Source organism: Okeania sp. SIO2B9 (genome assembly GCF_010672505.1).
Lineage (GTDB): Bacteria > Cyanobacteriota > Cyanobacteriia > Cyanobacteriales > Microcoleaceae > Okeania > Okeania hirsuta.
Genome location: NZ_JAAHGK010000079.1, coordinates 1 through 10,917 on the forward strand (window position 1 = coordinate 1; position 10,917 = coordinate 10,917).

General features: G+C 39.3%; 10 protein-coding genes and 1 tRNA gene. 4 read left to right on the forward strand and 7 right to left on the reverse strand.

Annotated features, from left to right (window positions below):
* Positions 1-218: 218 nt before the first annotated feature.
* A complete protein-coding gene (locus F6K13_RS05040) occupies positions 219-1,733 on the forward strand; it encodes a site-2 protease family protein (RefSeq protein ID WP_124142732.1) in 1,515 nt (504 codons plus the stop codon).
* Between the two features lie 364 nt (positions 1,734-2,097).
* Here F6K13_RS05040 and F6K13_RS05045 read toward each other — a convergent pair whose 3' ends face one another.
* From F6K13_RS05045 to F6K13_RS05055, 3 genes are all read right to left on the reverse strand, one after another.
* Positions 2,098-2,229 carry a hypothetical protein gene (locus tag F6K13_RS05045; RefSeq protein ID WP_287241982.1) on the reverse strand — a complete coding sequence of 44 codons (132 nt, stop codon included), beginning with the start codon at positions 2,227-2,229 and terminating at the stop codon, positions 2,098-2,100.
* Between the two features lie 172 nt (positions 2,230-2,401).
* Positions 2,402-2,486: transfer RNA gene (locus F6K13_RS05050), tRNA-Ser, on the reverse strand.
* Positions 2,487-2,850: 364 nt separating this feature from the next.
* A complete protein-coding gene (locus tag F6K13_RS05055; RefSeq protein ID WP_124142731.1) occupies positions 2,851-5,307 on the reverse strand; it encodes a ComEC/Rec2 family competence protein in 2,457 nt (818 codons plus the stop codon).
* On the opposite strand from F6K13_RS05055, the gene F6K13_RS05060 reads away from it, so the two are divergent.
* Positions 5,299-5,454 (forward strand): hypothetical protein, encoded by a 156-nt coding sequence (locus tag F6K13_RS05060; protein WP_205127644.1) that lies wholly within the window; start codon positions 5,299-5,301, stop codon positions 5,452-5,454. The two genes, F6K13_RS05055 and F6K13_RS05060, sit on opposite strands and share 9 nt — an antisense overlap.
* 168 nt (positions 5,455-5,622) lie before the next feature.
* On the opposite strand, the gene F6K13_RS05065 is transcribed toward F6K13_RS05060, so the two are convergent.
* Both F6K13_RS05065 and glyQ read right to left on the reverse strand, forming a co-directional pair.
* Positions 5,623-6,099, reverse strand: coding sequence for a DUF4079 domain-containing protein (locus F6K13_RS05065; protein WP_287286948.1), 477 nt, complete (start codon positions 6,097-6,099; stop codon positions 5,623-5,625).
* 179 nt (positions 6,100-6,278) lie between these two features.
* On the reverse strand, positions 6,279-7,178 hold the full coding sequence (gene glyQ / locus F6K13_RS05070) for a glycine--tRNA ligase subunit alpha (protein WP_124142729.1): 900 nt from the start codon (positions 7,176-7,178) through the stop codon (positions 6,279-6,281).
* 601 nt (positions 7,179-7,779) lie between these two features.
* Between glyQ and F6K13_RS05075 the strand changes: the two genes are divergently transcribed.
* Positions 7,780-7,902, forward strand: a complete 123-nt coding sequence (locus F6K13_RS05075) for a hypothetical protein (protein ID WP_275670256.1) — start codon at positions 7,780-7,782, stop codon at positions 7,900-7,902.
* 149 nt (positions 7,903-8,051) lie between these two features.
* Here F6K13_RS05075 and F6K13_RS05080 read toward each other — a convergent pair whose 3' ends face one another.
* Together F6K13_RS05080 and F6K13_RS05085 are read right to left on the reverse strand one after the other, a co-directional pair.
* Positions 8,052-8,801 carry a cytochrome P450 gene (locus F6K13_RS05080; RefSeq protein WP_240038731.1) on the reverse strand — a complete coding sequence of 250 codons (750 nt, stop codon included), beginning with the start codon at positions 8,799-8,801 and terminating at the stop codon, positions 8,052-8,054.
* 24 nt (positions 8,802-8,825) lie between these two features.
* Positions 8,826-9,434 (reverse strand): hypothetical protein, encoded by a 609-nt coding sequence (locus tag F6K13_RS05085; RefSeq protein ID WP_240038730.1) that lies wholly within the window; start codon positions 9,432-9,434, stop codon positions 8,826-8,828.
* 709 nt (positions 9,435-10,143) lie between these two features.
* Here F6K13_RS05085 and F6K13_RS05090 point away from each other — a divergent pair.
* Positions 10,144-10,710 carry a VOC family protein gene (locus F6K13_RS05090; RefSeq protein ID WP_124142728.1) on the forward strand — a complete coding sequence of 189 codons (567 nt, stop codon included), beginning with the start codon at positions 10,144-10,146 and terminating at the stop codon, positions 10,708-10,710.
* The last annotated feature ends 207 nt before the right edge of the window (positions 10,711-10,917 follow it).

The window sequence follows — 10,917 nt, forward strand, 5'->3', positions numbered from 1 at the left end:
TCTAAAATTTATTTAGGTATCTTCATGATTGAAGCCTAATTGACAGAATATTGTTTAAATAATTAATTACTGCAATTAAAAAAGTAAGTTATTAAATTCCTTAAAAACAATTATGAAAAACGAATAATTATCACAGGTAAACTCTTTCCTTTATTTACAAAAATATAAGGGAAAACTTACTACTTTCGACTTTTGAATTTTGAATTGCACATACAATTATGTATAACATATCTGAAAACATAACCACAGTAATAGTAGCTTTAATAACTCTTGGAATTCTTGGCTGGGGATACTACAGAGCAAGACCTTATGGTAGAGTAGGCATTCTCGCCTGGTTACAATCAGTAGTATTAATGGCACCTTGGTTACTATTTTTTGCTCTATTTGCTGCTGGAATCTATCTGAACCTAGTATTTGTCCTATTTTTGCTCGTAGCTTGTACAGGATTATATATATACTTGGGACGACAACTACGAACAATAGCAGCTAAAGACCCAGAAAACCAACCCAGTCTCAAAACCATCGGCGACTCACAACTATCTAGCAATGAAGAAGAAACTCAATCAACCCAGGATAAAATAGCAAACACTGAATCACAAAAAGAACAAACTCCAGAATTTATCCCTATCCCTAGTGAAGACCTCCAGAAAATCAAAGATATTTTTGGTATCGATACTTTCTTCACAACCGAAACTATTCCTTATCAAGAAGGAGCTATTTTCAAAGGTAATTTACGGGGAGATGTAGAAAAAATCCATACCCAGTTATCAGTCAGTTTGCAAGAAAAACTAGGCGATCGTTATCGACTATTCCTCATAGAAAGTCCTGAAGAGAAACCAGTAGTCATCATTTTACCAAGCAAAAATGACCCTCAACCCGCTACTACATCCCAAAAAATTCTGGCAGTTGTGCTAGCGATCGCTACTATTGCCACCAGTTTTGAAGCAGGTGGTTTATTATTAGGGTTTGACTTTTTCAACGAACCCACACGGTATCCAGAAGCATTACCCATTGCACTTGGTCTATGTGCAGTTTTAGGTATTCACGAAGTCGCCCATCAAGTCTTGGCAAAACGTCACAATGTCCGCTTTAGTTGGCCATTTTTTCTACCAGCTTGGCAAATTGGCAGTTTTGGGTCTGTTAACCGTTTCGAGTCAGCGATACCGAATAGGAAAGTCCTGTTTGATGTAGCTTTTGCCGGACCTGCTGCTGGAGGAATACTTTCTTTGGCAATGCTATTGGTGGGTTTATTGCTTTCCCACGAAGGTAGTATGTTTCAGATGCCGTCCGAATTTTTCAGAGCTTCTGTTTTAGTGGGAACTTTAGCACGGGTGATTTTAGGTTCGGCGGTAAATCAAAATATAGTAGATGTTCACCCACTAGCAATTATCGGTTGGTTGGGTTTGGTAATTACAGCGCTAAATCTTATGCCTGCGGGTCAGTTGGATGGCGGTAGAATTATTCAGGCAATTTATGCTCGGAAAGTTGCAGGTAGAGCAACATTTTTCACTTTTGTAGTTTTAGTCATTGCTTCCCTAGTTAATCCTTTAGCATTGTATTGGGCAATTATTATTTTGGTATTACAGCGAAATTTGGAACGTCCTTGTTTAAATGAATTAATAGAACCTGACGATCTACGAGCTACTTTGTGTTTGTTAGCTTTGTTTATGGCGATCGCTACTTTATTTCCTTTAACTCCTGGTTTAGCTGGTCGGTTGGGTATAGGTGGTTAAGTGAAAGTCAGAAGTTAGAAGTCAGAACTCAGAAGTTAAAAGTTATCTCTGACTAACTGTGAGCTGCTTGGTGCCGGTCCACTCACAGGAGTCAGCATTCCTATGGCTCCGAAACCTCGCCGGGGTCTGACCTCTACTTCTAAGATTAAAATCAGATTTTTCCTGATCGATCTATACTTCCTTACTTAGTAGAAAATTACCAACCTTTTCATTTTATAAGGATCCTGAAAAATCGCGAGTCAAAGGAATTTTGGTTGCATCCTCACAATTTTTGTGATATCTTAATAAACTATAAGGGGTTGTTCGGCTATACGCATGACTTTTTATTCAACTAAGCTTCTAAACTAAGAGACAATCAAAATATTCAGGAATTTTTTCCAGGAGCAATACCAGAAAAATTTTCATTGTGTAAAGCTCCTAAAAATATTTGTTTTTCCCCGACCGAATCTTTCCATCCATAGCTCTTCAGTAAAAAATAACCAATATTTATTATCATTTTATCAGGCTTCCAAAAACGCGGGTCAAAGGAATGTTGGTTGCATCCTTACAATTTGTATGATATATTAATAAACTATAAGGTTTTGTTTGGCTATACGCATGACTTTTTATTCAACTAAATAGTTGATAGTGAGGGTGATCACCAATGTTGTAGATAAGTTAAACTTAAACGGAGAGGGTGGGATTCGAACCCACGGAAAGTCACCCTTCAACGAATTTCGAGTTCGCCGCATTCGACCACTCTGCCACCTCTCCATAAAAAATCAAAATTTAAAAGTCAAAAGTAAAAAGTCAAAAATGATAATTAAATTTCGATCTTCAGAAAATACACATTTTTATATTATATAGCAAATCTGAATTGATTTGTAAAAAATCCCGAATCCATAGCACTACGCAAACAGAGCGCGGGTATTTCTCCACTCCCCTACTCCCCTACTCCCCTACTCACTTCAGTATCTGTGTATCCGTGCCATAATCAGTGTGAGCCACTCCCCCACTCCCCTACTCCCCTACTCCCCTACTCCTCTACTCCCCCACTCCCTTCGGTATCCGTGTATCCGTGCCATAATCAGTGTGAGCCACTCCCCCACTCCCCTACTGCCTACTGCCCACTGCCTCATCAAAGTAAAGAACTATCAACCTTATCCGATTCTAAAGTAGTTTGAAAGCCTGTAGCAGGAGTCCATTGAATTGCACCATCACGACCAGTCCAAAATAGAAGAATATTATTTTCCTGGCAAAGTTCCACCATATCTGGATGGACAGAATCAGACGAAGCGATCGCTACCTCTGGCCGAATAATATTCAACAACTCTGGATTTAACTTGTTCCCAGACCACCAAAGCACCTGAGTCTGCGGAAAACTTCTTGCCGCTAGTAACCGACTCTGTTCAGGCAATTTCACATCTCCCAATAATAACCACTTTTGGCCATGAAGCATAAATTCCACGATTGGGGTCTCAGAATTAATTAACTTCATCTGTATCGAACCCAATTCAATAGTTTGATTATTTACCAAAGTAAAATAATCAGCTTGACTAGCTCCCACAGCATCTAACACAGGTTGATTATTAGTTTGATAATTCTTTTGATCATCAGTTTCCACATCATAAAATATCTTCACTCTCAAGGTATTCAAAATATCTGGCCAGCCACGACTTATACCTTTTTGAGAATGAAGGGCAATAGACCAATTAATTCTATTAATACCTTGCTGGCGTAAAAATGGTAATACCATAAACCTGGCCGTATTTTCACCTCCAGAGTTAATCAAAGTTACTTTCCGTCCATCTTGAATCACAAACACTGGTTCCTCAGATGAATCAAGAATCGTAGCTTGAAACACAGAAGCTCGAGTATACCAAAGAGGAATAATAATGATGGCGATCGCCAAAATCACACCCGACTGCCAAAATTTCAGAGAAAGCTTTTTCTTGTTTCTCTGATTCGCTTCTGGCGGTCTATTTCTCCACAACCAAATACCACAAATCAACCCATAAAGCACAACCAATTGATAAATTGATATAGCACCCACTGCTACTTGATTTCCTGGCAACGCACTAAAAAAATTTACGATCTCTATTAAAACCCTGACTGGAAAATACAATATTCCAGCAATAAGACTACCTACATAAGGAGAAATCAAAGCCACGATGGCGCTGATAAAACCACCCAGTGTAATCACCGCAACCAAAGGCGCAGTAATTATATTCACAAAAATAGTATAAGGAGATACAACATGAAAAACATACAGTAATAGAGGTAAAGTCCAAATAGAAGCAGCGATCGGAATAGCAACTAGAGATGCAATACCAGAGGGCAACCAATCCAAATGTTTCATTAATGGTGGCGCTGTTACCAACAATCCTAAAGTTGCCAAGAAACTCAACTGAAATCCTAAATCCCAAATCCATAAAGGATTAATTAATAGTAGAAAAGTTGCAGCCACAACTAGAGAAGCTAATGGTTGAACTTGACGTTGGGAAACGATGGCAACCAAAGCAGCTAACCCCATCAATGCTGCTCGTAACACTGAAGGCGAAATACCTGCTAAACCAACATAAATAATTAAAGTTAGGATGCCAAAACCAAATCTTGCTCCGGGAGACAAGCTTTTAGTCAAAGTCAGCACCACACCTAAAATTAAGGAAATATGAAAACCTGATGCTGCTAATACATGAGCTAACCCTACTTTGACAAACTTGTCTCGTAATTGATAAGATAAATCTACAGCTCTACGCCCTAATACCATTGCACTCACAAGGGGACCCTCTGGTACGCCCAATGAACTTACATGAGAGCGAATAATTCGTTGTCGTATGCGACTTAATCCCCAAATATTAGTCCTTTCTTGGTTTGTGATGGTGAGTTTATAACCTGTAATCCCAGCAAAAGCACCTTGTCTAGCCAAGTAAGCACGAAAGTCAAAGCCTCCGGGATTAGTTGTTGGTGATGGTTTGTATAAAGATCCAGTAATTGCTACTGCCTCACCAGGATAGACACCTGTTGCATGTAATAGGGGAACTGTAACATAAAGTTTGCCTGTAACGTCTTGGTGTACATTGGCCGAACCATCAGTACCTACTATTTCACTAACTTGAGTGACATTTAGCCACAGTTGTGCTTTTTGTGAGCGAGTCTTGCGGGGAAGAGAAAGCACTTTTCCACGAACAGTAACTACTTGTTGTTGTTGGGAGTCACGATCAACGGGAATTATTTTACTAACGTCATCTATTGATGGTTGGGGTACTCGGACTAAAAAATAAAAACTAGCAAGAAAAGCGACCGCTCCAGCAGTTATCCACAACCAATTTGAATTTAGTAGAGATTTTCTTGTTCTTTTTGGGAGTAAATCTGGAAACTGACCATTTCTGAGTAAGTCTTCAGAATTAATTTTTTGCTGAGGAGTTGCTATGATTTTAGTCGATCTTCGTAAGTTTTGTCGGTATCCTTGTTGTACGATAATTGCTAAGACTAAGCCCACAGTTAGCATAACATATATACCCCAAGGAACAATGGTAGATACTAGCCCCAATATGTAAGCTAGGCTGATGACAATCGCTACAGCTTGATTCATATTTCATTGAAGAAGGAAGAAGGAAGAAGGCAGAAGGAAAAATTACTTATGGATAGTCAACGAAGGCCACTTCGTGTCTACAAACCCCAAACAATTTTAAGCACCTCCGTTGACGGTGGGGTATTAAACCCGCCACAGAAAATATAAATAATTTAGGGCGTTGCTGATTCTGGGTATGATTTGAGAATTTTGTATTTGGGATTTTTTATTTTGGATGGTTTGAACTACTTGTTAATATTAATTCCCAGATCCGGTGTTCCCTATTCCCTATTCCCTATAAACCTACTTTCATACCTTAATTCAGCAATGCCTAATTTAGATAGCTAAACCAAGTCTTAGACCCAACACTGCATGAACAAACATGATACAAAGTGCAATGCTACCAAGGTAAGCGTGAGTAGTACGCAATGCAGCTTGATTTCCACCAAATTTTGTTAGGGAGATAAAACCATTTGTTGCCAGTAGCGCTAATACTACCGAACCAGTCCAAAAATGAGGACTTTCAAATATTTGCTGTTCCTGCATCACTAGAGATAATATTCCACCCGTATAACCTAATGCCATAAATAAAAACATAAATGGTGCCATCTTACGATGATTAGAAGCACTTTCAACAGCTATAGCTTCATCAGTAACTACTCGTCTACGCCATCCAGTTAAACGCACAAAGCTACCTATAACAAACACAACGATCGCCATCATCAATGGATGTCCCCAATGTACAATTGGTTCTGGCGTACCTAAATTGCGGAATATGTCAGCTATTGGTTCTAAATATTCTCTGATTTCCATTTCTTTCTCTGGTGGTAGTTTTTGCTTTCTTGTTCAAAGTTTAAGTTGATCAAAATAATTGGGTCGCGCAACCCCGCCTTTTAAGGCGAAATGTTTTTGGAGGCTTGCTCAAATCCCCTACTTCCCCTCCTGGGAGGGGGAGGGGCGAGGGGTGGGTTAACTTCTGACTTTTGACTTCGTTAAGCTGCTGCTTTAGCCTTATCTTCTGGGTTAGATTTTAGCAATGGAAAGTTAAGACTTTCCCGTTGTTGTAAATAAAGTTGACCGACTTGACGTGCGAGATTACGAATCCTGCCAATGTAACGAGTGCGTTCGGTGACAGAAATTACCCCTCTAGCATCAAGTAAGTTAAAACTATGAGAACATTTGAGAACGTAATCAAGACTTGGTAAAACTAATCCTTGTTTTGTTAGTTGTTCAGCTTCTTTTTCATAGAGACCAAAGAGGGTAAACAAAAACTCAGGATTAGATGCCTCAAAATTATAGGTACATTGTTCAATTTCTCCCTGAAGATAAACGTCTCCATAAGTTACTTTATCAGTCCAAGCTATTTTTGTAATCGCATCTACTTCTTGGAGATACATAGCAAGGCGTTCTAAACCATAAGTAATTTCGATGCACACTGGTCGGCAATCTATACTACCACATTGTTGAAAATAGGTAAACTGCGTAATTTCCATGCCATCAAGCCAAACCTCCCAACCTACTCCCCAAGCTCCTAGAGTGGGAGATTCCCAGTTGTCTTCTACGAAACGAATATCGTGGTCTTCTGGGCGAATACCCAGAGCGCGGAGGGAGTCTAGATAAACATCCTGAATGTTATTAGGAGAAGGTTTGATCAGGACTTGATATTGGTAGTAGTGTTGGAAGCGGTTGGGGTTTTCTCCGTAACGCCCATCAGTAGGACGACGACAGGGTTCGACATAAGCAACTGACCAAGGTTCAGGACCGATCGCCCGCAGAAATGTATGGGGATTCATTGTACCTGCTCCTTTTTCAGTATCATAAGGTTGAGCGATGAGACAACCGCGCTCGCTCCAGAACTGATTTAAGGTGGCTATGACTGATTGGAAATTCACAGACTTTTCTTTGGTTTTGAGTTTATTTGAAATCAGAGAGTTTTTAACATTTTGGGAGCAAACACTCTTGTTATTTTCCCAATTTATACCTTTTTCTAACATAGAATAATTACCTTGTCAACTCCCAAAAAACCGATTTTTTACTATAGTTTAATTGGAAATCAAAATAGGTAATTAATATTGTCGTTAATTATAGCAGGAAACAGATTGAAAAACATTTACCTATCTCAAGGGCATTATCAGTATAGAACCTAAACTATCTTTCTATTGCTATAGTTAAGTCATTATTTCCTTTCTGCAAAAATTATTTCAACTTGTCAATTGAACATGATATTACTTGATGTTCTTTGAAAAAGATATCATTTATAATCAGGCTCGTAGTAGAGCTTTAGTCCTCATATAAGTATTGCAAGGGTTAGAGCAAAACTACAAACAAAAACTTGATTATAAGTAATTAAGTAGAGCAAGCTAAAAAAAAGACGTTGCATATTTAGCCACAAAACGCTTCAAGTCACTGATGTAACTAACTTTTGAATTAATTTACAATTTGATACATAACGCACAAAAATTACCACGCTCTTCTTGAATGGCAATATCCTAATTGAAGAAGGAGACAGGAGACAGGAGACAGGAGACAGGAGGAAAATTACATGGGGATTCGCTCCCCCAAGTAATTTTGAACACCCCCGTTGACGGTGGGGTATTACACCCACAAAGAAAATGATAATTACCACATCATAAACCATATAGCAGTGGAAGGAAAGGGTGCGGACATATCAAAATCTTAAAACTCAAACAACGTCAGATTTTTCGGTCTTTCCTTCTCTCCTAGATAACTAAAGGCATTCTTCCTCCTGCAAAGCGGTTGCATAATTAAACAGGATTAATATTAGAACTAAAAGTTGAACGTCTTACCTTACCTAAAGCGATCGTGACATCCACAAGCATATTCATTGCTACGTCTTTACCAGGACAGATGCGTCCAGCACTACGATCGCCTACAGAATGGAAACCCATGTGGTAAGGGCAAAGATTTTCTCGGTTGGCATCAAATTGATAGGTTGTCGGACCCCAAAAGTTCTCGTCTAATAATCCTAAACTCATAGGAATCAATATTTTTGTACCAGTAGGAAAAGTTCGATATCTGCCAGCTATTGTCACTGTAAAAGCATCAGTTGCTATTTTATGGGAGGCGCTAACGGGTGCCCAGAGACGGGAACATTCTAAGAGATATAGTCGCACCGACTCTCGGTTGTCGAGGTCAAGTTCATCCCAATAATGAGTAGGGTTAATTTCAGATGTATTTTGTCCTTTGTAGGCGGGAAGAGGTCGATCGCCCATAGCAGTTTGACCAAGATGTAGAGGACCTTGTAAAGCGGCTATACTCATAATAGATGTCATCAGTTTGGCTAATTCTCGTCTTGTCATGCCATTATACTGATCGCTCTGTTCGTTAAAGTTGGCTAATACAGGAGAATTTTCATATATGGTTGCTGCTTGCTCGATGGACTCTGAAATTTTTCCATGCCTAAATATGTTTAACTCTTCTAAGATAGTACTAACACCTGCAAAGTAGCGCAGTGTACCCTGGCGTGTATAGTGTAAATCTGTGAGGAAGTCCATTGTAGCTTGATCGTTAGGGTCTAACTAAAATAAAACATAGTGAAGATATTCAATCAGAAACCGTTTCCAACCCCGCTTATCCTCGCTAAAGAAAGCTCCACCAGGACCGTGAGACATATCTATATAATCTGCTGCTAACTTTTCAATAAGTTGTCTGGCGATCGCATCTTGCTGACGTGCTATTGAGGAGTCATTGAGAATATAATCCTGTAAACATCTGCGGAAAGCTTCATGGTCATTACTACCTGTTGCTTCTTGGTCTGAAAGTGCTAGTAGGAAAACATTTCTGCCATCTACATCTTGGTTAGGCAAATGATTTGCTTCTAGTACGGTGGTGCCTAAACGCCATGTTCGAGCTTGTGGAGAAGTCAGTGCTGTTTCTATAGCTTCAAATTCTCCCATTACTACTTGGCCAGCACAACAAAAGTTTGGTCCTAAAACTAGGCGTTTCTGGTCTAGGTATGTAGGAAGATTTGCTGCTAAACCTTCTATGAAGATAATTATTGGTAGCAAGACTTTGCTAAAGATATTTTCTGGATGTTGAAGCGCCCAGATTTGAAAATTATTCAGCCCAATATCTATAAATGATGCTTTATAGGTTGGTTGTTGTCTTGGCGGGGTGGTTGAAGTCATATTGTTTCTCTCTGTTGTTGTTGAAAAAATGGGGGTATAAGTAGTAATAAGTAGTAAACAGTCTAGCATTTGATACGAATTTTATGACCTACATTTTGCAGATAAAATACAGTACTTATATCATGTCCGCTTGAATACTTACACTTTGGTGGAAGGAAGGCAGAAGGCAGAAGGCAGAAGGGAATATTGGTTCAAAGGGAGAAGGTTTTTTGATCACGCTATTATCCGGACATGATATTACGACTATATATGGCGCTACGCGCTAGGGAATAGGGAACAGGGAACAGTAGACTGTCAAAGGGTTTTTCCTGCGGAAATGCTCCGCAAACAGGATTGAAAAATGTCCTAACTTGAATGGGTAGTGCTATATAATAGACATCTGGTGAAAAAGATGTAAACTTTTTGTAACAGTAGAGAACAGGGAACAGGGAAGATGTTTTTAGGAAAAAAACACGGAAAATGATTTTGTGAGTAACTTTTACAACCCTAGTTTATAGTAAATAAAGAGCAAGTTTATTTTCTGGAGATGTCTAATAGTTTTAATGATCTTCAGTGTCATCTGATGCGATTGCCTGACTATTAGACCAACCACAAAATAGCTGCCACTAGGATCCGCCAACATTGACAAAACTTTACAAAAAGTCTCTAACTTTTGGATATAGGATATAGATGTTCAGCTTTACACACAAAAAAAATGTTGGAGGACTATATGACACCAAATAATGGAGTTCACTCAACTAAAGTGAACCACACAAAAGCTCACCGAAAGTTGATTACAGCTATTATCGCTCTATTTGCTTTCACTTTTGTCCTATTTGGCTTTTCGGGGGTGACTTCCCCAGCGTTTGCTGGGCCAGGCGGAACCTATACAACAGGATGGGTGACACGGTTTAATGTTAGTGATGGAGTGGAAGCAACTCAGTGGTATGAGGAAAAACTTGGCATGATCGTCAATGAGGAAAATTCCGCATTCCCTTATTATGTGCAACTTTTCTATCCAGAACTTCCTGATACCCAAATTGGCCTGAGTCAGAGTAAACCTGTTCAATCGGGAAAAGCAACTGCTACGATCGCTGTAGATGATATTGAGCAAGCGGTAGATTTCCTAGATTATAAAGGGGTTGAAGTTGGGCCACTTTGCAATGCGGGGGATGGTTATACGGTACTCGCCTTCTTTTGCGATCCTGATGGCAATAATTTGGCTCTTCGTCAGGATGGTTTTCCGAATTCTTTTGATGATTGTGGATCGCCTGTATGCAATAATTGCGAATACTAGGGATGTCGGTCGTGAATTGCCCTGCAATTATTTCTGATTGACTGCTAGTATCAAGTTCGGATAAATAGTCGATTGTCCGAACTTGATATTAGTAACCGCTAGCTGAAAATCAAGTTGAAAATCAAATCCCACTCCACTCCCTTAAAATTGGTAAAACAAAAGTAATAGGCGCTCTTTCTTCTACTCGTACTCGCGTTGTTGTAGTTG

Coding starts and splice junctions, on each gene's coding strand:
- F6K13_RS05040 (WP_124142732.1), top strand. CDS start 219: ATGTATAACATATCTGAAAACATAACCACAGTAATAGTAGCTTTAATA.
- F6K13_RS05045 (WP_287241982.1), bottom strand. CDS start 2,229: ATGATAATAAATATTGGTTATTTTTTACTGAAGAGCTATGGATGGAAA.
- F6K13_RS05055 (WP_124142731.1), bottom strand. CDS start 5,307: ATGAATCAAGCTGTAGCGATTGTCATCAGCCTAGCTTACATATTGGGG.
- F6K13_RS05065 (WP_287286948.1), bottom strand. CDS start 6,099: ATGGAAATCAGAGAATATTTAGAACCAATAGCTGACATATTCCGCAAT.
- F6K13_RS05080 (WP_240038731.1), bottom strand. CDS start 8,801: ATGGACTTCCTCACAGATTTACACTATACACGCCAGGGTACACTGCGC.
- F6K13_RS05085 (WP_240038730.1), bottom strand. CDS start 9,434: ATGACTTCAACCACCCCGCCAAGACAACAACCAACCTATAAAGCATCA.
- F6K13_RS05090 (WP_124142728.1), top strand. CDS start 10,144: ATGACACCAAATAATGGAGTTCACTCAACTAAAGTGAACCACACAAAA.